Annotated in this window: 26 protein-coding genes, 1 pseudogene and 1 riboswitch; of the genes and pseudogenes, 10 read left to right on the plus strand and 17 right to left on the minus strand. The window is 42.0% G+C overall.

From position 1 onward, the window contains the following. Positions 1-155 precede the first annotated feature (155 nt). Entirely contained in the window at positions 156-1,682 is a 1,527-nt protein-coding gene (locus tag QWT69_RS12950; RefSeq protein WP_317966278.1) for a hypothetical protein, read from the minus strand. 12 nt (positions 1,683-1,694) lie between these two features. Beyond that, entirely contained in the window at positions 1,695-2,498 is an 804-nt protein-coding gene (locus QWT69_RS12955; protein WP_317966280.1) for a cupredoxin domain-containing protein, read from the minus strand. 246 nt (positions 2,499-2,744) lie between these two features. Here QWT69_RS12955 and QWT69_RS12960 point away from each other — a divergent pair, with 246 nt between their 5' ends. Beyond that, entirely contained in the window at positions 2,745-3,476 is a 732-nt protein-coding gene (locus QWT69_RS12960; RefSeq protein ID WP_317966282.1) for a Bax inhibitor-1/YccA family protein, read from the plus strand. A 96-nt stretch (positions 3,477-3,572) separates the two neighbouring features. Here QWT69_RS12960 and QWT69_RS12965 read toward each other — a convergent pair whose 3' ends face one another. Beyond that, positions 3,573-4,070 carry a GNAT family N-acetyltransferase gene (locus tag QWT69_RS12965; RefSeq protein ID WP_317966284.1) on the minus strand — a complete coding sequence of 166 codons (498 nt, stop codon included), beginning with the start codon at positions 4,068-4,070 and terminating at the stop codon, positions 3,573-3,575. Positions 4,071-4,235: 165 nt separating this feature from the next. On the opposite strand from QWT69_RS12965, the gene QWT69_RS12970 reads away from it, so the two are divergent. After that, a complete protein-coding gene (locus QWT69_RS12970) occupies positions 4,236-4,778 on the plus strand; it encodes an STM3941 family protein (protein WP_317966286.1) in 543 nt (180 codons plus the stop codon). Positions 4,779-4,843: 65 nt separating this feature from the next. Continuing rightward, a riboswitch (purine riboswitch) is annotated at positions 4,844-4,943 on the plus strand. Between the two features lie 54 nt (positions 4,944-4,997). After that, entirely contained in the window at positions 4,998-6,170 is a 1,173-nt protein-coding gene (locus QWT69_RS12975) for an MFS transporter (RefSeq protein WP_317966288.1), read from the plus strand. A gap of 239 nt (positions 6,171-6,409) precedes the next feature. Here the strand turns inward: QWT69_RS12975 and QWT69_RS12980 are convergent, their stop codons facing one another. Then, the gene (locus QWT69_RS12980) at positions 6,410-6,814 is read right to left on the minus strand and encodes an SET domain-containing protein (RefSeq protein WP_317966290.1); all 405 of its coding nucleotides are present in this window, start codon (positions 6,812-6,814) and stop codon (positions 6,410-6,412) included. A 211-nt stretch (positions 6,815-7,025) separates the two neighbouring features. Between QWT69_RS12980 and yiaA the strand changes: the two genes are divergently transcribed. Next, the gene (gene yiaA, locus QWT69_RS12985; RefSeq protein WP_317966292.1) at positions 7,026-7,496 is read left to right on the plus strand and encodes an inner membrane protein YiaA; all 471 of its coding nucleotides are present in this window, start codon (positions 7,026-7,028) and stop codon (positions 7,494-7,496) included. A gap of 136 nt (positions 7,497-7,632) precedes the next feature. Here yiaA and QWT69_RS12990 read toward each other — a convergent pair. The 5 genes and pseudogenes from QWT69_RS12990 to QWT69_RS13010 form a co-directional block, all read right to left on the minus strand. After that, a pseudogene (locus QWT69_RS12990) lies at positions 7,633-8,125 on the minus strand (antibiotic biosynthesis monooxygenase family protein). A gap of 111 nt (positions 8,126-8,236) precedes the next feature. Beyond that, on the minus strand, positions 8,237-8,359 hold the full coding sequence (locus tag QWT69_RS12995; protein ID WP_317966294.1) for a hypothetical protein: 123 nt from the start codon (positions 8,357-8,359) through the stop codon (positions 8,237-8,239). A gap of 123 nt (positions 8,360-8,482) precedes the next feature. Continuing rightward, positions 8,483-10,606, minus strand: coding sequence for a hypothetical protein (locus QWT69_RS13000; RefSeq protein ID WP_317966296.1), 2,124 nt, complete (start codon positions 10,604-10,606; stop codon positions 8,483-8,485). Next, complete coding sequence (locus QWT69_RS13005) at positions 10,599-11,147, minus strand: sigma-70 family RNA polymerase sigma factor (RefSeq protein ID WP_317966297.1); 549 nt, start codon at positions 11,145-11,147, stop codon at positions 10,599-10,601. The genes QWT69_RS13000 and QWT69_RS13005 overlap by 8 nt, the downstream gene beginning before the upstream one ends. Positions 11,148-11,257: 110 nt before the next feature. Further along, positions 11,258-12,466: an RtcB family protein gene (locus tag QWT69_RS13010; protein WP_317966298.1), complete on the minus strand. Its 1,209-nt coding sequence runs from the start codon at positions 12,464-12,466 to the stop codon at positions 11,258-11,260. Positions 12,467-12,616: 150 nt separating this feature from the next. Here QWT69_RS13010 and QWT69_RS13015 point away from each other — a divergent pair, with 150 nt between their 5' ends. The 3 genes from QWT69_RS13015 (at position 12,617) to QWT69_RS13025 (ending at position 16,507) form a co-directional block, all read left to right on the plus strand. Next, positions 12,617-12,838, plus strand: a complete 222-nt coding sequence (locus tag QWT69_RS13015) for a hypothetical protein (RefSeq protein ID WP_317966299.1) — start codon at positions 12,617-12,619, stop codon at positions 12,836-12,838. Between the two features lie 366 nt (positions 12,839-13,204). Further along, a complete protein-coding gene (locus QWT69_RS13020) occupies positions 13,205-14,719 on the plus strand; it encodes an MDR family MFS transporter (protein ID WP_317966300.1) in 1,515 nt (504 codons plus the stop codon). 249 nt (positions 14,720-14,968) lie between these two features. After that, entirely contained in the window at positions 14,969-16,507 is a 1,539-nt protein-coding gene (locus QWT69_RS13025; protein ID WP_317966301.1) for a methyl-accepting chemotaxis protein, read from the plus strand. Between the two features lie 88 nt (positions 16,508-16,595). On the opposite strand, the gene QWT69_RS13030 is transcribed toward QWT69_RS13025, so the two are convergent. Together QWT69_RS13030 and QWT69_RS13035 are read right to left on the minus strand one after the other, a co-directional pair. Further along, positions 16,596-17,663 carry a GGDEF domain-containing protein gene (locus QWT69_RS13030; protein ID WP_317966303.1) on the minus strand — a complete coding sequence of 356 codons (1,068 nt, stop codon included), beginning with the start codon at positions 17,661-17,663 and terminating at the stop codon, positions 16,596-16,598. A gap of 372 nt (positions 17,664-18,035) precedes the next feature. Further along, complete coding sequence (locus tag QWT69_RS13035) at positions 18,036-18,386, minus strand: DoxX family protein (protein WP_317966305.1); 351 nt, start codon at positions 18,384-18,386, stop codon at positions 18,036-18,038. Between the two features lie 436 nt (positions 18,387-18,822). Here QWT69_RS13035 and QWT69_RS13040 point away from each other — a divergent pair, with 436 nt between their 5' ends. The 3 genes from QWT69_RS13040 (at position 18,823) to QWT69_RS13050 (ending at position 21,623) form a co-directional block, all read left to right on the plus strand. Then, positions 18,823-20,175 carry an IS4 family transposase gene (locus tag QWT69_RS13040; RefSeq protein WP_317966307.1) on the plus strand — a complete coding sequence of 451 codons (1,353 nt, stop codon included), beginning with the start codon at positions 18,823-18,825 and terminating at the stop codon, positions 20,173-20,175. A gap of 781 nt (positions 20,176-20,956) precedes the next feature. After that, on the plus strand, positions 20,957-21,337 hold the full coding sequence (locus tag QWT69_RS13045; RefSeq protein ID WP_317966309.1) for a hypothetical protein: 381 nt from the start codon (positions 20,957-20,959) through the stop codon (positions 21,335-21,337). Between the two features lie 82 nt (positions 21,338-21,419). Beyond that, the gene (locus QWT69_RS13050) at positions 21,420-21,623 is read left to right on the plus strand and encodes a hypothetical protein (RefSeq protein ID WP_317966311.1); all 204 of its coding nucleotides are present in this window, start codon (positions 21,420-21,422) and stop codon (positions 21,621-21,623) included. Between the two features lie 263 nt (positions 21,624-21,886). On the opposite strand, the gene QWT69_RS13055 is transcribed toward QWT69_RS13050, so the two are convergent. The 6 genes from QWT69_RS13055 to thiD all read right to left on the minus strand — a co-directional run bounded on the left by QWT69_RS13055 (position 21,887) and on the right by thiD (position 26,379). Continuing rightward, positions 21,887-22,987, minus strand: a complete 1,101-nt coding sequence (locus QWT69_RS13055; RefSeq protein WP_317966313.1) for a DUF2812 domain-containing protein — start codon at positions 22,985-22,987, stop codon at positions 21,887-21,889. Beyond that, positions 22,984-23,277: a PadR family transcriptional regulator gene (locus QWT69_RS13060; RefSeq protein WP_317971097.1), complete on the minus strand. Its 294-nt coding sequence runs from the start codon at positions 23,275-23,277 to the stop codon at positions 22,984-22,986. The genes QWT69_RS13055 and QWT69_RS13060 overlap by 4 nt, the downstream gene beginning before the upstream one ends. A 246-nt stretch (positions 23,278-23,523) precedes the next feature. Then, on the minus strand, positions 23,524-24,228 hold the full coding sequence (locus QWT69_RS13065; RefSeq protein ID WP_317966315.1) for a hypothetical protein: 705 nt from the start codon (positions 24,226-24,228) through the stop codon (positions 23,524-23,526). A 171-nt stretch (positions 24,229-24,399) separates the two neighbouring features. Continuing rightward, complete coding sequence (gene thiW / locus QWT69_RS13070; protein WP_317966317.1) at positions 24,400-24,924, minus strand: energy coupling factor transporter S component ThiW; 525 nt, start codon at positions 24,922-24,924, stop codon at positions 24,400-24,402. Further along, positions 24,891-25,553: a thiamine phosphate synthase gene (gene thiE, locus QWT69_RS13075; protein ID WP_317966318.1), complete on the minus strand. Its 663-nt coding sequence runs from the start codon at positions 25,551-25,553 to the stop codon at positions 24,891-24,893. Before thiE ends, thiW begins: the two co-directional genes overlap by 34 nt. Next, positions 25,540-26,379, minus strand: coding sequence for a bifunctional hydroxymethylpyrimidine kinase/phosphomethylpyrimidine kinase (thiD, locus tag QWT69_RS13080; protein WP_317966319.1), 840 nt, complete (start codon positions 26,377-26,379; stop codon positions 25,540-25,542). The genes thiE and thiD overlap by 14 nt, the downstream gene beginning before the upstream one ends. Positions 26,380-26,381 lie beyond the last annotated feature (2 nt).

Here is a 26,381-nt window from a genome sequence, read left to right on the forward strand (position 1 = left end):
AAATCATTTCTTCATTATCGTACTGAATGGTTGTTCACACTCTATCATACCGTTTTGCTATTCCATCTTCCAATGAACGGTATTATTGCTGTACATAAAAACACTCCCCGAAACCAGCTTTCACTGGATTTCAAGGAGTATCTTTTAATAAGCTTTTACTCAGTCACTTCAAAACCTAATCGGATTGCCGGCATTGCGGAACCCGGATGGTCTGATGAATACGTCAATTGCGGAATCAATGTCATATCGGTATCTTTTTCTTTTTGTCTGTAAATACCTGGATACATGTCAATGACATGGTAGCCAACATCGCCTGTTGCAATCACATCGAATGTCAACGTCCCTTGGCTGTTGAATGAACAGAGATAACCTGTATAAGCATTATCATATGTCAGATAATACGCATTATCGAACTCCGTCCAACCGCCGCCTTTGATTGTCACTTCAATCTTCGTGCCGACGGGACCTGATGTCGGAGAGATGCTGACAAGTGTAGGCTTGATGCTTAAATAAGCTTGGCCCACGACTTTATCGCCGACTTTCGCGTCAATCCGATGCGGAATCCCACCAAGATCGTCAGGAATTTTAAAATCATACGTGAACTTTCCATCGCTATCCGTCTTGACATTATCAAGAACGGAACTTTCTTCAGCAAAGCCCAGTCCGCTGACCCGGCTGCCTTTCATCGTATTCCAGACAAGCTCAACTTCCTTGTTTTTATCAAAACCTTCAGCTGTCATTGTAACGGGATCACCGACCGCACCGATTTCAGTATCGAGCGTCATTGTGACACCTGAATCATTTTTCAGTTCAGGCATTTCAACTCCGCCGTTTGCTGCTACTGGTGCTTCTTCTACGTGATTTTCACCAACAAATTTCTCATCGGTAATTGTAAACATGAAGTCAGGTGCAGGCTTATCTGGATACGGCGATTGTAGGTAATTGATGTACTGCATACCTAGATAACCTGTACGAAGACGAATTGCATGGTCTCCGGGATTGCCTGCGGCACGGATTTTCGCTTCCGCTTTGCCGTTTGTCGCAATCGCGGATACGAGTCCTGTGTATTTATTGTCATACGTCAATTGCCAGTTACGCATATACGTACTATGCCCAAGACCCTCTACTTCAATCGTAATTTCCGTTCCAACCGGCCCGGATTCAGGCGTCATTTTGAATGTTGGGTCAACAGTGTATGCTGTCTGACCGATTTTCTTGTTATCAGTTGCTACATAGACCGTGTAATCGCCGCCAAATCCTTCGGGTATTGTAAATGAACCTGACCATTTTCCGTCAGCATCACTTTTCCCTGCTAGGATGACGACATCTTCCGTCGTGAATTCAGGTCCAATTACTTCATATTGATTTTCGATGGCATATGATCCGTCAACTGTCGGCCAAATCAGCTGGACATCTGCATTATCAGGAAGCTGGTCAATGGTGAACTCCACTTCATCGCCAATAAAGCCTCTCGTAGCGGATAGTTTAATATTGTTTTTCATATCTTCCGCTTTATCCATCACTTTATCGCCATTTTTCTCTTCGCCCTCTGCCGTGTCGCTATCTGTTGAAGCTTCAGATTTGTCGCCATCGCTACAACCAGCAAGAGCAATCAGTACGCCAAAGATTAGCATGAGTACGAATGACAATGGTCTTTTTGAATTTGAATGCACAACGTTCACCTTGCTTTCCTCTTATTCTACGACGACTAACTTAGCAGTCATATCTGAGTGTCCTGCGCCGCAGAATACACTACAGTAAATTTTGTACTCACCTGGTTTTTCAGGTGTGAATGTCGCTTCACCGTTTGCTTCTTCAATATTTACGTCCGTATCTTCAATCGCAAGGCCGTGCATTCCTTCATCAGAAGTCAACGAAACTTTCACTTCTTCTCCTGCTTTTACATAGAAGACTTTCTCACCTTCAGGACCTTTGAATTCGAAGTTAACAGCATGTACTTCAACATTCTGGTTTGTTTCAACTGTTGATAAGTCTACTTCCTCTTCATCTACATCTTCTTTAGGTTCAGTTGCAGCTTCTCCATCCAAATCAACAATTGACAATAAAGAAGGTGCTACGTTAAACGGACGAAATTCACCTTTTAAATCTCCAGCTTCACCCGTTACGTAATACTCCAAGCTTCCCGTAGGTGTTTCCTCCGTGACAGGATAAGCGACAACCCAGAAGTCTTCGTCTCCATGTGTGCCATAAACCATATCCAATTCATCGCCAGTAGATAAATGAACTTTCAAATTCGCATCTTTCACTTGCTCGTTCGTTCTTGAATCCAACGCATTCATGCGGAAGACGAGTTTATCGCCTGCTGAATAACGGCTAGCCAGAACACAGCCGCCCTGTTCAGAAACTGTATCCCCTGAAATCATTAGGAATTTGTCTCCGCCTGTTTCGGCATTCTCTTTTTTGTCTTCGCTACATGCACCTAAGACTAAAAGTGCTCCAAACAATAGCGCCAACATCATCAACTTCTTGTTTTTCATATGTTTTCCTCCCAAAACACTAAAATATGTAACTATATGTCTATTCCCTAACACTTGTATGTCTAAAACATTAAGTTTTGTAAAATGAGGTTTAACTTTCATTTTTGCATGTACTGGTTCCAACAGAAAAACTTCGTTGTATTTTCACTTCTAAAAATCCCTATTTTAAAAAAAGACTACAATGAAACTATTGAGCTTATTCATTCGTATGATAACTAGGTAGATTATAGAAAGGACTGAAACGATATGCGCTCATCAAACCCGAGTTTAGGGGAAGATACATTCAAAGGCCTTCGCGCTGAAGGTGGTACTGTCATGACAATCCAAGGGACAGTCAACAAGACGCTCATTCTATTCTTACTTATGTGCGCGACTGCAGCTTTTACATGGACACAGTATTTTGCAGGCAAAGACATTCAAGCCTTAATGTGGATTGGATTTGGTGGAGGATTTGTCGTAGCGCTTATTACGATTTTCGTTAAAACAACGGCCGCATATACCGCTCCTCTTTATGCGCTGCTAGAAGGGCTAGCGCTAGGCGGACTATCTGCAATGTACGAATCGATGTATGCAGGGATTACGACACAGGCGATTCTTTTAACGTTCGGTACACTGTTCTCTTTATTGTTTGCTTATAAAACAAGGCTGATTAAAGTGACGGAGAACTTTAAACTGGGAATTTTCGCAGCGACAGGTGCTGTATTCTTTGTCTATGTTGCGGATTTCATCCTTCGTTTTTTCGGGATGCAGGTGCCCTTTATTCATGAAACAGGACTTCTCGGTATTGTCATATCTGTTGTAATTGTTGCCATTGCTGCCTTGAATCTCGTATTGGATTTTGACTTTATTGAGCAAGGCGCACAGCAACAAGCTCCAAAGTATATGGAGTGGTACGGCGCATTTGGCTTGATGATTACACTCGTTTGGTTGTACTTGGAGATTTTGCGGTTGCTCTCAAAAATTCGAAGCAATAAATAAGAAAAAGATCCATCATTCACGAGCTACTATGCTCAGAACGATGGATCTTTTCCAATCAGTTTCTTCTCTATTGCAGGCCGACTGCAACCAAATCAATTAGCTGCGAATCCAGAATCTCCGGACGATATTGCCGTGTGCTTCGACGAAATGCTCGTCTTCGATACCACCATTATTCAAAATTACTTTCGCAGAACCAATATTGTCTGCATTACATGTGACCAGTACTTCGACTATGCCAAGTTGGTCAGTAATCTTCAATGTTTCCGCCAGCAACTGTGTCGCATACCCTTTCCTTCGCTCAGTTGGTCGGATGCTATAGCCGATATGCCCGTCGACTTGAAGCAAATAATCATTAAGCACGTGTCGGATCGTAACCATTCCGAGTATCCGATTATTGTCTATAAGAAAGTAATTAGACGTTGGGACTCGGTCATCAGACCCCGCTTCTTCTACTATTAGCTCTTTCAGATACTGGTCATACGAATTGTCTGTATCGAAACGAAAGTTTCTTGGCTGTAGCTTACGCCCATCCCATTCCTCGATATAGTCAAGATGTTCATCCTGCCATTTCAGAGAAGGTCTTTCAAGATGCATGAAAATCACTCCACTTCTACGCTAGACGTAAAATCCTATTCATTCGATCATTGCAAATATCGTTCAAACCACCCTGTAATTATACTATCAATCTCTATCCGGGACTTATATTTTCTGTGCAACTTCCTCAACGCCATGATACCCTACTGTAAAGGAGAGGTTCTTATGCAAAATGATTTCATCGTCTACAATAAAAGATTTAGAATGATTGTCTTAAGTATCTTATCTTTATTGTTTGTTCTGATAGGATTTGTCTTTATATCGATTGCACTTAAAGAAAGTGGCCAGTTATTGTTTCTAACCATCGGACTGATTGTTGTCATCTTTTTCGGTTTTACTGCACTCTTTCTACTTCGAGAAGTCTTTGTTCGAAAACCATCTGTCATCATTTCGGATGAGGGCATTTTCGATCGATCCAGTTATATCGGAGCCGGTCTCATCACTTGGAACGAGATTGAAGCTATGGATTTTATCAAGTATGGCAACCAACCATTCCTTGCCATCTATACTTATGATAAGAAGTTGATCATCAATCGGACGAGCGGATTGAAACGTCTGTTGAATAATGCGAACCGTGGTCTTCTCGATTCCCAAGTCAACATCCCCGTCAAAAATCTCGCCTGTTCGATGGATAGTCTTGTAAATGCCATAAATGCAAGGTGGACCCCTAAAGAGCGCGCGCAAACAGCTGCTGATTTGGACGATTAACATTCAAAATTAAAGCTATCATCTTGCCAACTGGCGCTATCCATGATAAGTTTATCTGTAGAAAAATTTCATTATAAAAAACCATCTGTATAACCTCGATAATATGGTTCGAGGGTCTCTACCAGGAACCGTCAAATCCTGATTACAAAAGCTATTTTTGTAATCGGGATTTTTCTATGTCTAAAATGGGCCTGTTAGCCTTAAGTTGGAGGAATTAAAATGGATTTCAGAGTGTTTTTATTAGCCATTTCGGCTATTACAGTAGGGTTAGTAGAATTGGTTGTCGGGGGAATTTTACCAGTCATCGCAGATGATTTAGATGTATCAATCGGTACGGCCGGGCAACTCATCACGGTATTTGCCTTGGTGTATGCAATCGCCGGACCGGTACTGTTATCTTTGACGGCAAAAGTTGGACGAAAAAAACTTTATCTTATCGCATTAGCCATTTTCTTGGTCGGTAACGTCTTCACGTACTTCAGTCCGACGTTCACATTCATGATGGTTGCACGTATTTTCACAGCTGCCAGTGCCGCATTGGTTATCGTCCTTTCGCTGACAATCACTGCCCGCATTGCGACTCCTCAAAAACGAGCGAAAGCATTGGGTTATATTTATATGGGAATTAGTTCGTCACTTGTCCTTGGTGTACCGATTGGAATTGTACTGACTAACGCATTTGGTTGGCGCTCAGTATTTCTAGGCATTGCCATTATGACGGTCGGTTCGATTCTGTTAATCGCCAAGTTTTTTGAAGAAATTCCGCCTGGTCATGTGCAGCCACTTGCCGAGCAATTAAAAGCGCTGGCAAACAAAAAGATCATCTTTGCCCATTTGGCAACGATGTTCATGTTGGCAGGGCACTATACGGTGTATGCGTACTTCACGCCATTCCTTGAAACGACGATGCAAATTAGCCCTTACTGGATTAGCATATTCTACTTCCTGTTTGGACTTGCTGCAGTCGGCGGTGGGGTGTTCGGCGGCAGCCTCGCTACATGGATTGGATCGACGAAAAGCATCTTGTTCATATTAGGGGCATTTGCGGTAAGTTTGTTCATTCTGCCATTTTCGACGTTCTCAATCCCTGTTTTCATCATCGTTATGATGATTTGGGGGGCGTTGAGTTGGGCACTCGCGCCGCCACAGCAAGTGTATATTATTGAAAGCGATCCGGTTTCATCCGATATTCATCAAAGCTTCAATAATTCCGCACTTCAAATTGGTATAGCGCTCGGCTCCGGAATTGGCGGAGTGGTGTACAGTCAGACGAACAGTGTGACAATCATGCCGCCTGTTGGTGGAGTAATTGTACTGATTGCTTTCATCTGTGCTGCGATATCATTGTCCATTCCAATTTCGAAAAAGATTAGAGCTTCTGTGAATCAATAAAAAAAGGAAAAGACCTCCGGGTTACCAGTCCCGGAAGTCAAATGGCTTACTTTTTAGAATTATCCTTTGCAGATAATTGTTTCCTACAGGAAAGTTTGTTTCCCTTGTACAACATTATACATTTCTTTTACCATCCGTCAACTCGGATACCATTTAGTATTTTTTTGTAGTCTTACTAACATCAAAAAATCCCCCAAAAGAAGTGCATCTTCACGGGGGATTTTTTTCGTATAGGCTTATTAATCCTTGTCATTTGCCGTTCCATCATAGTCTTCATTGAACCATAGCTGTTCCTGATCATCCACTTCCCCATTGTAATTAATGAGGATTTCTTCTCCCGCTTTTATATCCTTATGGGCAAAGAAGTCAAATGTATGTTTTTCAAAACTAATATCATAATCCGCATTCGGTTCATATGAATGATTGAAAAGCATACCATATCCTAGAAGGATTGCTGTATGATTCGCCCCATATTCAAATGCGTAATCAGCGAGCGTTGTTTTCTCGATATATGCGTGTTCTTCGTTTGGATATGCGATAACCGGCGCCTCATGGAACACGGTTCCCTTTTCGATATCGCATGTGGCAAATACGCCTCTATTGAATTCACCGTCACTAATCGACGAAACTTTCACTTCGATCATCTTCATCACCTGCTCACTTATAAGTAGAATTCCACTATACCATTAATCTTTACCATTCGCCTGTATTTCAATTGCACTTTCTCGAACGAATATGCAGGTCTATTGACGCTTTCTTCGCTTCATACAAAAGTAACGATTATGAAAACACATGGAAATGGATTGCCGGGCATCCAACATTTGGCTATGATAATATGAAGGGAGGGGTTTATGCATGAATAATGATAGTGGGGATTTGTTCAATAAAGAAATAAATCAAGAGCCGAAACCAAAAATGGTGAGACGCGCAGGTGAACCTACTGCCGCTTTCAAAGGGGCTGCTTTGGCAGCACTCGCAATCGGCGTCATTTCATATTTACTAGGCTTATATAACGCAGCAATGGAACTTAATGAAAAAGGCTATTATTTCGCAATTCTTATCTTCGGTCTGTATGCGGCCGTCTCATTGCAAAAAGCAGTACGGGATAAAGACGAAGGTATTCCCGTCACGAATATCTATTTCGGTATTAGCTGGTTCGCCCTCATTATTGCCGTCACGCTAATGGCAATCGGCTTATATAATGCAGGTAGTATCGTATTGAGTGAAAAAGGCTTCTATGCAATGGCATTTGTGCTTAGTGTCTTTGCAGCGGTTACTGTCCAGAAGAATGTCAGGGATGCACAGAAAGCGCTTGAGAATGATTGATTACTAGACAAAAACAGGCTATCCGGTTTTGACGGGTAGCCTGTTTTTTATGTTGCGACTATTATCCCGAAAACTACATGCAGGCACAACGTACATCCAATGTTGTGAGCAACAGCGATTGAAAGAACAATTGCTCTTAACGATACGTCGTCACAAATGAGGGTCTCGCAAAGATATTCGGTCGTTTGTCGATACCTTCGTTTGTGCCGCGCTTCGCATGCGCTTTATTATAGGCTTGCGACTGTTGCCAACCTTTAAATGAAGCTTCATCCTTCCACATCGTCAAAATGACATACGTATCCGTTTCGAGCGGTTTCAGGACACGGATGGCGATAAAGCCCGGCTCCTCTTCAATTAAACCTGCACGGTTACGGAATCGCTGTTCGAATAATTCCCTTCCTTCTTCCGTGACAGGAAATATTGTTCAATACGGCAAATCCTTCTGTCGATAATTCGCCAGTACGATCAAGAACTTCATACGCTTCTACATTTTCAAATGAAGATTCATCCGCCTCTTGTAACAACAACGCTTCATCGTCATTTTTAAGAAAGATAATTTTATCATTCGATGCATTCTCGATTATTCGCTGCGCTTCCTCTTCAGTTCCGATCCATTTAAAAAGCTTCATTTTAAATAGCCCCCTGTCTGTTTGTCATTTATTATAAAGCAAAGGATGAATAACGTGAAAATTGGCGAACTAAAATAACATACACCAGCCATATTAAGGGGCCGGTGTATGTTATAAGACTTCCTGTTTTAACTCTTTATGAATCTTACGGGCTTCCTGTTCAGCCGTCTTTTTTGTTTTACTGAATACAGTAATAAGTTTGTTTTCCATAATGAAATTCCATTGTTTCTTCATAATCAAATCACCTACCTATTTCCCTTACATTATGTATATACCCTGTTGCAGGCATGTTTAAACATTCACGACAAATGCGTTTGTCGTGAATGTTCTAAGTTACACAACATATTGATTGTGCTGTTATTTAGTGGAACCTGAAAACTCATTCACTTTCTTAGTTACCTGTTGTACCCATTCACGATCATCCCAAATATCGGGGTTGTCAATCGTCTCATTTTCGCCTCGCACCATGAAATCATACGTATCTTTTCCACCCGTATACCAGTCAACTATGATTAACTTCCCGTTTACCTTACGCACGAGAAATTCAGTGACTTCCCCATAACCACCTCCATAATGCTTTTGAATGTCCGCAGGTAATTTCAAATACAAGAATCCTCCGTCTGCATCATCAGTGAATGTCACTTCCCAATTGGAAATTTCAATGTTTTTCACTTTACTATCCGTAAAACCCGCATGCAGATCATGTTGAGATTGAATTTTCTTTTGCACATACTGCTTTAAGTTATCGTTCGTAATAAATGTATCCAAATTAATATTGGATCCGTTCCAGACGGCTTTATAATAGTCAGTGAGCACATTCACGCACATTTCATAAGCCATTTCAGAATCCTGAAGGGATAGTTGATCAGAAGGAACTTCTTGATACTCAACATCTCTCGTATATATCTGCTCATCCGAGCCCATCCAATCAAAGAAAGCGGTACGGTTTAAATTAAATGAATAAGAGATCTTATTCACTTCAGAATGGCGCAAGATGATTTCAGTTACCGCATTCAACAAAGCAGACCTATCTTCCATTGAGGGTACGCCAATCAAATTCATAAACGGGACAAAATCGATGACAGCGGTCCCTTCATTATCGATATACGCCCCGTAAAGCCCGCTTTTCAAACTCGTTCCAAAAACATCATTTGTAGCAAGCCATTTCTTAAGATTTTCTTCCAATCCTTCATGACGCTCACCAAGGTCTTCTTTTTTAATCATTTTGTCCTGGTACTCATCAAATTCCGGTTTTTCTAACTCCACAACTTGCAACTTAGTACGCTCAGAACCTTCCTTTACTTGCTGCCAGATCACCGTATTGCCGCGAATGACAGGAAATTCACCGTTTCGTCCGATTTCCGTCGTTTCACGATAGGCCCATGAATACGCGTAGATTGTCTGGTCACTTTCCCAGATAACATAGTCTTCTCCAATACCAAAGGAGTTGATAGCTCCACGGAACAGCTCGACTTCCTTCGAACCTGCAATGGCACTCATCACGAGCCGACTGTCGCTCGTTTGGGTCGCTTCCTGCCATACAGCATACGTGTCGTTCAACGATGGTGTATAAGTAACCATTGTATTGTGGAATGTAGCATCCACTTTCTCTTCTTCAATGGAGTAGACGTTAAAAACTTTCTCTCCTTCTGTCCAAAGAAGATAGTTATCCGATAACATTGTAACTGCATGCACATCCGATTCACCAACAGTTTGCAAAATCCCAGTGTCCAAATCATACAATTGGATCAATACCCTATTTTCCCCTGCAACGGGCTCTGCCCAAGCTAACCGGTTTGCTCCGCTGCTCATCGTAATCCGCGGCTCCATTACATTGGGATTGCTATAACCAGCAACGTCACTGGATTCTCGGATACTCATTTTCTTGCCGTTTTCCCGATTGAGCGCATAAATTCTCCATTTACCAGTATCTTTGTATAACCCCGCATCCACCCAAGTAATCCAGTCTTCATTAATCTGCCCACCATATACTTCAAAGTCAAAATCAGATGTAATGATCTCCCCGAATTCCTTAGTGCGCATATTATAGGTCACCATATCATAGCCGATTGAGCCAGATTCAGGCGTATCGTTTGTACCCGACCAGATAACCGTATCCCCTTGGATGTCCTGATAATGGATATTGAGCATGCCTGTGTCAATTTCAAGGGGTTTATCGTTTTCATCTCTACCTATCACAGGTGGCACATTCTCTTGCGGAGGTTCGATTTGCGGTTTTTCACCCGTCGCGAAAAGACCAAGCTCTTTACCAGCCATGCCGCCCATAAGGAAGATGAACGCACTAACGGCAGCCGTTGTCAGTACAGTCGGCCAGAAACTCAAGCGTCTTTTCGTAGTTTTTACAGTTTGCATTGCCCTGATTTTCGAGCGAATTCGCTTGCGATCCTGTTCCGTGAAATATGCTGTTGGTGATATAGTCGTGTCTACATCGTTCTTTAAGTCCTTCAACTTCTTATCCATTCGCTTCACCCCTATTCAAGAGTTCCAATGGCTTGCGCAACTTTTCCCTACCACGGTGGAGCCTCACTTTAACCGTACTTTCACCAATACCGAGAATCTCACTTATCTCCTTAATGGACAGCTCTCGATAATAATAAAGCAGAATCACTTCCCGATACTTAACAGGCAATCGCAATACTTCTTCGACTAGTTGTGAGCCTTCCTCTTTCACTTCAAATTCCTTATCAGGTCCATTCTGTTTAGACGTCAATAAATCTTTGATATTGTCCTGCACCGTCATTTTCCTCACATGCCAACTCCGTAAATAATCTTTGCATTTATTAATGGCAATCGCGTACATCCATGTCCGGATCGATGACTTAGCCGTAAATGAATCCAGTTTCAAATAAACCGTCAGGAAAATCTCTTGTGTCACGTCTTCCGCTGCAGCATGGTCTTTCACATATGTATAAGTCAAACGCTTAATTTCTTCTCCGAATCGCGTCATTAGTTCTTCGATTTGTTCATCATTTGTGTTGCCGCGTAATTGTTTGTCATCCATTCCCCCGCCTCCTTCCTACTCGTTAGACGAAGCTCGTCAGAAATCGGTTACATATTAAAAAACGCCAGGTTTCCTGAACAACTTGCTGTCCAGTGAAAACCCGGCATTCCTCAATCTTTATATGGATCGTACTCATTCGCACCCGCCATACATACACCGACCGGTTTTAATACATGCAGCACATCAATTGTTTCATCATGTGCGTCGAGAACATCCTGCAGTTTTCGATAGACGAATGGACTCTCGTCTGTCCCACCGCCACGTAATTCCACTCCGTAATCTCGGATTGCTTTATCCATCTGTTCCTGAGAGATCTCTCCGCCTCTTCGCTTCTTCGTTTTCCAATTCATCTTCCCAGCCGCTTGGGTTCGGCTCATAATTCTTCCCGCCCCATGAACGGTACTATAAAAAGAATCCGCGTTCGCTTCATTGTCCTTACCGCGCACGATGACAGATATGTCACCCATACTTCCGCCAATGAACCCCATTTGTCCAGGCGCAGAAGGAGTCGCTCCTTTTCGTACGACGACATAATCCTTGCCTGCATGCTTCTCTTTCCATGCATAGTTATGGTGGTTGTGCACCTCAAATTCTGATGTTGCACCTAGAATGGACAACACTTTATCAATCACATAATTCCTTCCAGCATAAGCAAACTTTCCGCTTAACTCCATCGCGCGGTAATACAAATCCCCAAGTTCACTATTTAAATCAATTAATGTCGGTGCCTGCTCCATACTCTCACCCGGTGCCCGGTCTGAAAACCCTCGACCGTTCGCCAAGTTCAGAAATCCACTTGCGGTCTTATGGCCAAAACCTCTACTTCCGAAATGATTGGCTACCCACACCGCACCTGTTTCCTGCTCCACTAAGAGGTCGACAAAATGATTCCCGGCTCCGACCGTTCCGAGTTGGTCTTTCGCCAACTTCTTCAGCTTATCGTGTTCCTGTTGACCGATTTCCTTATAGACGAGCCAATCGGGATCATCGAACATCGCGTCGTCCACTCGCTCATTATTCTTACGCCCAATGCCAAACGAAATCATTGTCGCTATTTCATCCATTAGCCGCGGCAAGTCCTTTTCGATTTCATTCCACGTTAAATTGGTTCGTACTGCTTTATTGCCGCAGGCGATGTCGTATCCAACGCCAGAAGGTGAAATCTGACCGTCATAGACAATCACGCCTCCGACGGGCTGGCTGTATCCATAATGGCCATCTGCACATAACACCCCGCCCGCCACTTGACCTGTCTGTAAACAATTATCGAACTGGCGTAATGTATTGTCATCGTGAATCCCGTAAATTTTCTTTTTCATGAATGATGTCTTCCTTTCTAGAATTGAGTCCATTACCTTTCCCTTTCGCTACGACACCTTCCAAACCCTCTTTTAGCAGTACGTTCTAAATCTTGGACAGCCTCATAAACTGAAAGAGAGAAAAGCTATACGAGAAAAGGAGATTGGGACATGTTCGCTATTCATTATTATGAGAATCGAGTATATGTATTTAACCATGCCAGCAATATCGTACCTTCCGCGCAGGAAAACGTCAGGATTAAAGGACGAAACGCAAAGGTGTTACATGTCGATCAAATAGGAGACCAAAAATACGCTGTAACTGTCGAATTTGAAAAAATCGTAGAAAAGAGAAGTACAGACCCGCGTGATTATAAAAAGAAGAAGCGCTAATCTTTTATTGCTTGTGCATGGTACTTTACTCATGATGAAAATCATGCACAAGTATTCCTTCACTCTTTTTCGTCTCCATTTCTCTCAATCCCCTTCCGTTCAATCGTATGCAATTCACGCAAACTTTTGTTTTTCCCCCTCAACTTATTTCACTTTACCCTTTCCCGAGCTGTGACATCTTCCTCAAGCACACACTTGAAGACCAACGCATTTACTCACTGTTGAATTGACATTGCATGAATCTACTTATATACGCATATCACGCATATCACGTATATATAGACGTGCAAAACGGCTAAATAACTGCTAAAGTAAATTAGCAAATCAATTCGATAGTTGCGTATATTGGAAAAGGGAGTTGCTGGAATGGCAGATAAACGTAAGTTGCGACTCGTACTCGCAGGTATTTTGCTAGGTATATTAATGGCAGCAATGGATAATACGATTGTTGCAACTGCGCTTGGTTCGATATTAGGAGATTTAGGTGGCGTGGATAGTTATATATGGATTACATCGGCTTATGCAGTAGCTGTACTGGCGGGTATGCCGATTTTCGGTAAGCTATCGGATATGTATGGCCGAAAGCGATTTTTCGTGTTTGGAATCATTGTTTTCATGATTGGATCTGCACTTTGTGGTTTGGCCCAATCCGTTCCGCAACTTGCTGCTTTCCGGGCCATCCAAGGAATCGGAGGGGGCGCATTATTACCGATTGCTTTTACAATTGTATTCGACGTCTTCCCACCTGAACAAAGGGGTAAAATGACTGGTCTTCTTGGCGCGGTTTTCGGTGCTTCCAGTGTCATCGGCCCTTTACTAGGTGCATGGATTACGGAATCGATTAGTTGGCACTGGGTTTTCTATGTGAATTTGCCTATCGGATTAATCGCTCTCTTTTTAATCGTACGGTTTTATCATGAAGCGACAAAACCTTCAAAGCAAGTAATCGACTGGCTTGGTGCAGTAACACTTGTCACTGCAGTCGTCAGTTTGATGTTCGGGCTTGAATTCGGAGGAAAACAATTTGCCTGGTCTTCCTGGCAAAGCATAACGTTATTCAGTATTTTTGCTGTGTTTTTCATCACTTTCATCTGGGCTGAAACACGTGCTAAGGAACCGATCATTTCATTTTGGATGTTCAAGAACCGGTTGTTTGCTTCGTCGCAAATTCTTGCCTTCTTATATGGAGCGACATTTATCGGTCTGACGATTTTCATCCCGATATTTGTGCAAGCCGTTTATGGTGGGTCAGCGACCAATGCAGGAATTATTCTAATGCCCATGTTGCTTGGTTCAGTTGCAGGCAGTGCACTTGGCGGGATTTTACAGACCAAGATGTCTTACCGTAAAATCATGGCCATTTCAGTCATCGCTTACTCAATCGGCATGATTTTAATGAGTACGATTACGCCCGATACTGCAAGAGGTGTTTTATCGACATATATGGTGTTTGTCGGTTTCGGCGTTGGCTTCTCTTTTTCTTTATTGCCCGCAGCTTCCGTGCACAAGATGGATTTCCGCTATCGCGGATCTGCCAACTCGACAAACTCCTTTTTCCGGTCATTGGGATTGGCGCTTGGCATTACGATTTTCGGAGCAATTCAAACAAAGATTTTGGCATCAGAAATGGCAACGGGCTTCGCAAAACTATCTGGTAATGGTGGAAGCGGAGTCGAATCATTCGGGAATATCCAAAATGCATTCTTGCCCGAAACGCGAAAAATGATTCCGCCAGATGTGCTGGACGTCATTACGAATGCAATGTCCCACTCGATATCTTCGACTTTCTTATGGGCGTTAATCCCCGTGGCGATTTCCATATTCGCTGTGTTTTATATGGGACCTGAACGATTGGAAGTCCCTAGTCAACTTGAAAAATAACTTTTTTGAAGACCATCCATAACTAGCTATAAAACAAATAACTTTACGGATCCTGCATAATTTAAGAGTTTTGTAAGAATAGCACTGTATACTACTTAGTTAGACGATATGGTTCATTGGAACAATAAACTAAATAACTGTTTACAAATACCTGCACCGAACCACTAACCAGTGCAGGTATTTGTATATACAGATATAAACTTAATCATAATTCCGTCTTGAGATTATAGCGAACAGGAGCTACACATAATGAGCAAGTTACACAGAAACAGCCTGATGATCATTTTTGCATCGATTACGATTCTATTATCAATTATTACAAACGTTCTACACAGGCAATTCAATTTCCTCAGTGATCATTTGATTCTCAATCGAATCGATTCGCTGAGTGGGAATCTTATAATCATCCGAAATCTATTGTTTTTCTTTCCGATTATTCTTTTCATCGTTTCGATTGTCCTGCTTAGGATCAATAAGGAGTCCAAGTCGTTACCCATCCTGATTACATTGACAATGACTTTTGGTAGCATTTCAATCATAGCTGCAGGTGACGGTCTTGTGGAATATCATTTCTCCATATTCATGGTCATTGCAATGATTGCGTTTTTCGATCAGATAAAACTTATCATCATGAGTACATTGATTTTCGCTGTTCATCATCTGCTCGGTTATTTCTTCATTCCCGAATTAATTTGTGGAACGTCGGATTACCTTTTCACATTGTTGCTTATCCATGCCGTTTACTTGATTTTGATTAGTACTGCGACTATTTTATTCATCTATACGAAACAAAAGAGCATCGCACAGTACGAAGAAACAACTGCACAACAGCAGGCAACGATTCAGAAGGTGCTCGATAGTCTCAATCGGACAAGTTTATCAATAGCTGATTCAACTGATCACCTCTCTTCGAGTTCAGAGCAATTGGCTGGTGCAGGACTAGAAATTACTAGTTCAATCCAGACTGTCGCACTCGGTACTGAAGGGCAGGTAAGTAAGTTATCAACTGGCATTGAAAGCATTCACACGATTTCTGCACAAATCATGCAAATCAACGAACATGCCGACAATATGAATAACAATGCGAAAGATACATTAGAGCAAGTTTCCAGAGGTAATGAAACTGTTGTCAGCATGGCTGAACAGATGGACAAAATTAATGAGTCCTCAACAATCGTCGAGCAACTGGTCAACGATCTGTCTTCTTACTCAAAGGATATTGATACGTATATCGGATTAATCTCTTCTATTGCTGAACAGACGAATTTACTCGCGTTAAATGCATCTATTGAAGCGGCACGTGCAGGAGAACAGGGCAAAGGATTTGCAGTCGTCGCGGAGGAAGTACGAAAACTTGCTTCTCAGTCCAATAAATCTGCAAGTGATATTCAAACGGTCATACTAAGCATTCAAGAACGTATTGGGAACGTGTCTACAAAAGTTCATCTGAATTTGTCAGATATTCAAAAAGGAACTGAACTAATCGGTGTGACAAAAGAAGTGTTTGAAGGTATTTCAAAGTCCACTAACCATGTCAGCAAACAAATTAGCGATATTTCTCTCGCTTCTGGTACGTTGCTAACCCATTCTGATAACACGCATGAAATCATGGACCAAGTGTCAGAGATTACAAACCACTTTGCGCAAGATATCGAGATGATTCTATCAACGACGGAAGAACAGTCCGCAGCTTCACATGAATTAAATTACATCTCCAGTTCATTACAGTTACTTGTAGATGAACTGAATGACCTCGTCACCATTATCACTGCTACACTGAACAAGTAATAACCCAAAAAGCCGAAAGTCCCCGTACCTTTATAGGTACAGTGGACTTTCGGCTTTTTATTGTCCCTCCATCTAGTTGAAGCGCATATTAATAAACGATTTGGTCACGCCCTTGTTCTTTTGCGAGATATAGCTTTCGATCCGCTTCCTTGATGGCATATTGTATGGATGAATCATTCGGCCATTGGGCAATTCCGATCGACACGGTGACGGATATCGCTTCGTCTTCTTTCACTTGAAATAATGTATGTCGAATCCGATTGTGCATAGCGCTTAGTTCATCCATCGCTTCCTTTTCGCTCCCTGCACAGAAGTACATTATGAATTCTTCTCCGCCATAACGTGCTGCTAATGTACGGTCATTCACGACGGATTTGAATATCTTCGCCATTTGAATTAGGGCTTGATCGCCTGCGGCATGTCCGTAACTGTCATTTAATTTTTTAAAATGATCAAGGTCAATCATGGCGATGAAATGCGAGCTATTTTTTTGCTCAGACTTCATCTTCATCTCTGCAAGCCTAATACATTCTTGCTTGTTCAGCAATCCTGTCAACTGATCATGTGTTGCCAGAAAACGCAATTGCGTTTTCATTCCAACCTGTTTGTTTTCAAGCTCTATCAGTACGTAATAGAGAATAGCGGCGCCGAGAAAAGAGAAATAGCGCATGACGAAAATCTGTTTCATAACGCTAAAACCGTCAGGAAGTATAAATATGAGCGGGATATCCGATATGGCCCAGCAAATAGTGACAAGAATGATTTTATCCCAAGGTTTTCCGTTATTCGTAAGATAGTGAGCATAAATTAATGTAAAAATCGTGGGAAGCACCATACCGAAAAGCACGCCTGGAATCGCTCCAGTCCCACCAATGATAAAATAGCGCCATGCACTTGCTGCCAACAAAACAATCACCGTATTCGACCATCCGCTAAATAAAGCCAGCATGATGAGTGGGATAAGCCGCAGATCGAAAATATACTCGCCGATTTGAATGGGGAGATAAAACATCGAAATGACAGTGAATGAAGTCATTAACAAGATTAGATAACGCAGTGTTAGCTGCCCAAATTTCTCCCGGTTACTAACCAATTGACTGATAATTAAATGGCTAAGCAATATCACGCATAAATTAGATAAAACAGATTGGAGCATGTGACTATTCCTCCTTTCTAGTTAAACGAGAAATGTTCTTAGGATAATCCCTCATTCTTTTTTCCTAAATTATACACTAGTGAAGTTCGTTTTACCTAGTTTTTTCGACAAAATTCGACATCCTCTATTTTCCATTACCGATCGCAAGCTATCTCTACACTCGAATATGTTATGTCAATCAACTACGTCTTAAAAATAAGCTAGGAAACTGGAGAAGACTACAGAGTGTTGGCTGTCTTTTTAAAACGCCATTCAGAAAATACTTGGACATTGGTGCAGAATGATAAAAAGAATCCTGCCAAGTCAGTGCCCGGCAGGATCCCTCTGTACACATATTAAGAATCATAGATCGTCTAAAAACAGCATGCTCTATTATTTCCTGATTTTTAATACCCACCAAATGAGCACGAATTGCAATGGCAACCTCAACCATAATACAATTGCAGGCACATCATAGTTTTCAGCCGTTAAGGCCATATACACATTTACTGGAAAAACGAGCACTAGGAATACAGCAATTAATAATCCCGCTTGTTTTCTTGTACGTTTCATAAACAAACCGATTGCCAAGAGAATCTCCATGACACCGGAAATGTACACGATAGCTTTGCGAAAAGGCACCCATTCAGGCATAGCGCCTGTGAAAAACGGTTCGAGGATAAAATGACCGAAACCTGCTGTTGCAAAAAATAAACAGAAAATATATAAAGCTACTTTCTTCATAGTGAATGCTCCTGACTAAACACAGTTTATGTAAGATTTTAGTATAGCACAAGCATATAGAAATCCTTTATTTTGCATCCGCATGGCTCTTACATGTGAAATTACACAGCACCTTCCCCATATAGCAGAAGCATCCTAAATAAACATGCTGTTTTGCCAACAGAAATATACCCACTTACTAACCCGTTCAGTTGATTGGTACAAAAGATGAAATAACAAGCCAATTAGCATCGCATATAGCGGTGCTTTTATTCATTTCATAAACTTAATAACTCAACTTTCGCACCAATGAATTCTCTGTAAAGCCTTGAACTGCCACCGTTCGAACTACTAGTAATTGTATGCTTGACATTGCATGTAAATAAAGAAAGACACCCTTCGGTTTGGTATAGTGGAGTTACCATACAACACTAACCATAGAAGAGGTGTCTCTCCCATGATAAACCAAAAACCATGTAACTTTCAAATGCCAAACGAAGCAGAAGCTGCATTTAAAGAACTAGAAATTACGAAGCATTTACGAGAAGCCGGTATTTCTAAATCCTTCGGATTTACCTGTTCCTATCTTTTTAGACTCGTATTCTGCCTGATTTTTCAGCAACGGAACTGGTTCTCGCTCCTGCAGTCCAAACGGGCGGGGGATCTGCCCGGCAAAGATACCGTCTACCGTTTCCTCGATCAGTCTACCTTCAATTGGCGTCGGTTCCTTTTGTCGCTCAGCAGTTCGGCGATTCGCAAAGTCGACCGGTTGACAGGACAGGACCGACGAAAAGTCCTGATTGTAGATGATTCCGCATACCGTCGAGATCGAAGTAAGAAAGTGGAACTACTCGCCAGGCTGTATGACCATGCATCGGGTGGCTATTACAAAGGATTTAAGATGCTTACTTTGGGTTGGTCAGATGGCATGACCTTCCTACCTGTCGATTTTACGCTCCAGAGTTCTAAGAAGACGGAAAATGGGATAGCAGAAAAACTGGACAAGCGGACTTCCGGTTATAAACGTCGGAAAGAAGCCATTGAGAAATCAACAGATTTACTCCCCCAAATGGTCCGAAGAGCATTACATGCAGGTATCGAAGCAGAATTCCTGTTGATGGATTCCTGGTTCACCATGCCTGCGCTGATTAAGAATGTTCTAGCCGAAGGAATCGGTGTCATTGGGATGGTCAAAAAGAACAAGACCCGGTACTTTGTGGAAGGGAAACCTGTCGATTTGACTGGACTCTATCAACTGGCACGCCGTCAAGAAGGGCAGTTTGGCATCCTCCGTTCAATCTTGTGCGAGCTTTCCGACGGCATCCAAGTAAAAATGGTCTTTGTACAGAATAAGAATAAGAAAAGCGACTGGTTAGCCATCCTCTCTACAGACTGTACGCTTTCCGAAAAGGAGATTATCAAAATCTATGGTATGCGATGGGACATCGAGGTCTTCTTCAAGACGGCCAAATCACTGCTGAATCTGGCCAAGGAGTTCCAGGTTCGGTCGTATGGCAGTTTGATTGGTCACACAACCATCGTATTCACACGATTTATCGTCCTCTCCTGGCAACACCACAATGAAGCAGATCCCCGGACACTTGGCGGGCTGTTCTACGAACTATGTGATGAAATTGATGACCTCGACTGGGCGTGCGCATTGCAGGAATTGATCGGGTTTCTTAAAGACGCACTAAAGAAGACGGGAAGACAAACCAGAAACTTGATTCAAAAACAAGTCCTGCATTGGATGGAAGGTTTGCCTTGTTATATCAGGGCTTATTTGCCGATTTCACTCTGCGAAAGTTGAGTTAATAAGAGACCATTTTTAGAAATATTACGGATATCTTTCGTATTATAACTGAAAGATTGACGTTATGAGATCGATACATAATTCAGGAATTCTTAACCGTCGGAAAAATGAAACTTTTAACACCTTATGAACGTATCAATAGTAGAACTATACCCGTGTCGCAAACGGACAATTATTTTGCATACAAATAGTTGCTTTGCGCTCCAGACGGCACGCTTTCCAAGCGAGTTACGAAGAACTTGCTTTGCCGTGTTTCTGTGTTCTTTACAGAAATTAAGGCAGATATGCTCGAAAAGCTACCGCTTTCGCTGATCCCTCCGGAGTCGGCCATCTTCCTCTCCGAGCAACAGAATGCAGTCTGTATAGAGCTTATTCAACAATAGGTCCATTTTGCGGAACAATCTAAGTTGCAATAAACATGAAATATTTAAGGAAGGGGTGTGTGGTGTGAGTAAATATCAAAAACGTATTGTTTACATCTCGATTGTAACACTTGTTTTCTTCATAGTATTATCACTTATAACGAAACACTGGGGATTCTTTTTATGGAGTTTATTACCTATTTTTATGGTTTTGATGACTACATTTTTCACGAAGTATGACAGGAAAAGTAGTGGGGAGTGAAAGGGCTTATTCAATCAGTGGGTGCTTTAACGGTATATGGATTGTGCTTCAAAAGGGGCAGTTAGTATTAAGAGTCCTTTTTAACTTGTGTTTATTAATGAGGAGGCAGCCGTATTGTTAAGGAAGGAAATATACAAATGCGGGGGGGAGGATTTTGAAAAATAATGGAGCATTAATGAATAAGACACCACTATTGCTTATCCTTTTAATCATAGCTGTGGGTTTAATCTATTACAAAATGTATTTCACACCAAAAAATTCGCTTGAACTATATCAAGCACTGGCTTTCGCGGAAAGTTTTGAGAGTGTTCAGAAGAAGTTGATGGAAAAGGGGTATGAAGGCAATATTACAGAAGAAGATTTTAACGCTATTAAGGAGGGTTCGATGTATAAGCCTAGCCAGTTCACAGTCTTTGAATACTATGGTAAATCTTTTCTCATCGAGACTACTCCAGGCACAGAGCGCTTAAAAATTCTCTCCGTCAAGGAATTACCAGAAGATATTAGACGGTTCTTTTCGGAGTTGGCAGAATAGGAACAATCCTAACAATGGGTGCAATTCTGTAACAAGGATTTGTACCCTATTTCTATAGTCGGGCTAGACAGGAGGTTAAAAGTTGACGCTTAAATGGAAAAGGGAAAGTATAATATTCGATAGCTTGTTCGAAGCAGATGTTTGGGCCGATTCAATAGGAAACGAAATTTATGCAAAACTGTATGATGGTTATGACACACTTGCGGAGATGAAGGAATTCAGGGTCTTTGCGAAAAAGACAATAGATAATGGATATAGATATAAAGTTTGGGTAATACCTTCTTAGAATATCCAGAATTGGGATGCGTTTAAAAAATAAGACAAGTTTACTACAGCGACTTTCTGTTCGATAACGTACAATGTTCGTTTCATTATTAAACATCATCCTGTTCCATCTCAAACACTTTCCTCTTTCTGAACTGTCAGCAATTGCATGTATGGACTTTACGGCATTGAATGCAGGATTGCGGAAATGTTTTTCAGATTTAATTAATGAAAAAGCCAAGTACACTACCGTTTCAGACGGTAGAATACTTGGCTCTTTCTTTTCTATACGTGCAACAGTTTCATTTCTCTTCGATAGCCTACAATAATCTTAATGAGCATGCCCAGCCACATAATTAGGGTAATTCCCAATACTATTCGTAACACACCCATATAGGACCACTCGAGAAAAGGTCCTGGAACAACAAAAGTGTTCACATAGAATGATTGAGAACAGATAAGTAAAACAAATGCACCTAAACCTAGATTCATCCGGAAAGCCCTCTTAACATACCTTTTCTTCTCCTCGGGATCATAAACGAAAGCAGGAATTTCTTCACCTTTTTCATACGGCATTGCCCAAATCGAATAATTGAGCCATGAAATATTCGATGTGAACTTTAGTTGCCAACCAGTCTCTTTATGAAAAGAATAGAAGTCCGTATTCACTTTAGGCTCAAAGTTCACTTCGTAGCCGATCAGTTGGGGGTTCTGTTTTCTAAATGTAAATACGGCCGCCCTTACAGACTCTAGCACTAAGCCTTCAGCTGCTAATTCCTCAAGCCATTCCTTCGTCTGCAATGGTTGATACATCCAACCCGGGCGCATTTTCCGAACTTTTCTCCCTCTACTATTCCTATCGATTTCTGCCCCCATCTCATTCATTTCAAATTTTCGATAAGACCGGAATACAAATATTGTTAAGCCCGTTAACGTGATGAAAATTAGTAGCGGAATCGTCATAGGACCAAGCATGATTTTTCCTGTTATTACATGTGAAGATATTCCCCATATGAAGAAAAACGGGAGCATGCCAGATAGAATAAAAGTAGAGAATATCAAGAGCAAATAAGCATGCAATCGATTGCGCTTAAAGAGAGTCTCACGCATCGGAGTATAGGTGATTACTTCAGATTCATTCTGTAAAATCTGCCACTTTCCAGATGATGTAACGACTTCCCAACCGGAATGTAGTAGTCGTTCTGGGACTTCAGCTTTGTCAAATTGAATTGAATATGTGACGTCAGCGCTCGGCCCCTCTTTAAATGTAAACGTCCGGAGAGTAGGATTGAATTCAATTAAATGAAAACCATTCCTTGCCATTTTGGAAAGCCACTGTTCGGTTTCAGTGATTCGATAACTCCAAAACCATCGCATTTTCTTCATATGAATTCCCTCCTGAATCTTGTTGCATTCTTGTGTAGTTCCTCTAAACGAACCATTTCCGCCTGCATGATCAGTTTCCCACGATCTGTTACCTCGTAAATTGTCTTTCGCTTTTCATCCGCAAAAACCGCTATCATCGCGTCTTTATGCATCTTTGTCAGTGTCCCATAGACAGTTCCAGATCCTAGTCTTAATCGCCCGTCTGTCAATTCTTCGACACACTGGATAATTCCATATCCGTGACGGGGCTCAGTCAGTGATAACAGTATGTAGAATGCCGTTTCTGTCATCGGCACATATTTCTTTATTAATTTTTCCACAAAACTCCTCCATATGTCTCGTTGCTATATGTCATGCCGTGACTATATCACGACATGACATATAAAACAACATGAACAAGAAACAAGTCAACGTTTTTTTTAATCTTGTTATTACGGTAAAGTTCCTATAATTCAGTAGGCACGCTCTTTTAAAACGACTTTTTTCAGATAAAAAACGTGTACTCCCTTCGAAAATGGAAGTACACGCAGACTATATTAATCTTCAAATACGATTGTAGATACTGCGCAATATTCTCCACGTGAATCTGTGAAGAATTCGATTTTACCACTAATAGGTAGTTCGAGAAGTTCAATTGTTCCGCTAAAATCAGCTCCATAGTAATAAGCAAATCGTCTATGATCGAATCCTTCCGCCGTTTCCTGTCCGTCATCTTCAAACCAAGTGGCATCCAAATTCAATCCGTACTCTTCCAGGTCCGCAAAATATTGCTGGGCGACATTATAAGGGTTAGAGTCATGGCAGAACTTTCCTTGCCATATACCATTATCGCCGTTTTCCATCTCCGCTACCAACTGCCAGTCGTCATACATTGGCATGAAGTAGCCGTTTGGATGATCGATATTCCCTTCATATAAGTCATAATATGGAGAAACTGCATAGAAAAAGTCTGGCGATACGCCGCCTTCATCTTCCCCCTCGCCAAACATTGTCGAAGGATCTTCACCTTCCTGCTCATCCACTTCTGTTTCTGCAGCTACGGTAGTGACACCCGTTTTTCCCGTGCTTGCTGTTTCTTCACTTGTATCGGTCTTTTCTTTCGCTGCTTCATCTTGTACCATCTGATCTACATTCTTGATCAGACTTTCCACACTTTGGATCAACCCTTCAGCTTCACTACATCCTGACAGTAGCACCATCATTGCTATTACCGATATGCTACGAAATAGAATCGTCTTCATTATCGTTTCCTCCATTTCCTTCAAACGTATACATTTCATCATATAAGCTGAAAGTTAAAGGAGCGTTAAATCAATTTTTCTATTTACGTCTTTATGACAAATGACATTCTACTAGTCAAATGACGAATTCCTAAGTCAATTCAACTACATTATTCCTTGTTACCGATACATTTAATAATTTTGCAGTCGTTTACTAGCGGGAATTGCCTGAAGCCTTACTGCAACGACAATACCGAGTACCGCCCCGCTAATACTTGATACGAGAAACGGTGGCATGAAGAAGAAGGCAGTCACAGTCGTTCCCATTAGAATAGCGGCGTATGGAACTGCAAACAACGATGCAATCAATCCTGTCCCGATAATTTCGCCGACTGCCGCCATCCATGCACGCCCGGAATGTTTATACATTAAACCCGCAAGCGTTGCACCGATCATTCCGCCTGGAAACGCAAGAAGTGAACCTGTTCCTGTTAAGATACGAACTAGCCCCGTCATGAAAGCGATAATGACCGCGGGCAACGGTCCTAAAAGTATCGCTGCAACTACATTGACGGCATGCTGAATCGGATACGCGCGGGCAATTCCAGCGGGAAAGGAGACAAATGTTGAACCGGCAACTGCAATCGCTGTAAAAACCGTCATCAGCACGAGTTTCTTCGTGCTTATCCGATTACTGTTTTCGATTTTCCTTTCCATTGCAAGAAAACCCCTTTCAGCTCCAAAGTTGCATTCTCGACATCCTTTGCGGCAGCGATTGCTGATATGACTGAAATCCCGGATGCACCTGCCTGAAACACAGGTCCAGCATTCGTCGCTGTAATGCCGCCTATACCCATAATTGGTAAATCCGGATAGAGACCGGACACTTCCTGAATCATCTTTGTACCCGCAACTGGTTTAGCATCCATTTTGGACACTGTCGCATATACCGGCCCCATACCGATATAATCCGCTCCAGCGATTTTCGCCGCTTTCGCCTCTTCGACCGTATGGACGGAAACACCAAGTATTTTAGTTGGCCCGATTTTCTTACGGACTTCAACTGCGCAAGCATCATCCTGACCGACATGCACACCATCAGCTTTGATTTCAATAGCTAGTTCGACATCATCATTGACGATGAACGGCACGCCATATTGAGCACATAGCCGTTGACAACTTTGCGCGAAAGCCTTTTTTTCATTTCCTTGTAAAGCCTTTATGCCTTTTTCACGTAATTGAAAACAAGTTATTCCGCCTTTTAACGCATCTTCTAGAACAGACAACGGATTGTCCGCATTCACAGAACCCATGATGAAATACAAACCGTAGTCAACGTTTTCCAATCAATTCAACATCCTTTCGTTCCGCAAGCCCTCGTTTTCGAAGCGCTGCATGATGGGTTGGTCCGTGACCATGTCCGATTCCTAATCCATCCTCAATCGCCGCCTGAATGAACTGCTTTGCTTTGATGACGGCATCGCGAATCGTTGCACCTTTTGCGAGTTCCGCGGTAATTGCTGCTGCGAACGTGCAGCCTGTTCCATGTGTATCTTTCGTTTGGATTCGTTCGCTCTTCATTAAGAAGTAATCGCCTTCTGCTGACATGAACAGATCTTCCGCGAATTGTTCATCTTCCCGATGACCGCCCTTCATGACTACGGCAGTGCAACCCATCTGCAATAACTGCTGTGCAGCTGACTCCATATGTGCTAATGATTTGATAGACATGCCTGTCAGCACTTCTGCTTCAGGGATGTTAGGTGTCAATAGTGTTGCAAGCGGAATGAGTTGCTCTTTCAAAGCATCAATCGCATTTTGTTGTAGCAATGAAGAGCCGCCTTTCGCAATCATGACAGGATCAATTACGAGCGGAAATGATGGGTACCGCTTTAACGTATCCGCAACTGCCTCAATAATTTCCGATGAAAACAACATTCCCGTTTTCGCTGCACCTACCGTGAAATCATCTAGCACCGCTTCGATCTGCGAAACGACCATAGCTGGTTCAATCGGTTGGACGGCATGCACACCAAGCGTATTTTGAGCTGTGACCGCAGTCAGCGCAGATGTCCCGAACGTGTCGAGCTCCTGGAATGTTTTCAGATCTGCTTGGATGCCTGCCCCTCCACCACTATCAGATCCTGCGATTGTAAGTGTCACTGAAGTCATTG

The sequence above is a fragment of the Sporosarcina oncorhynchi genome (assembly GCF_033304615.1).
Classification (GTDB): Bacteria; Bacillota; Bacilli; order Bacillales_A; family Planococcaceae; genus Sporosarcina; species Sporosarcina oncorhynchi.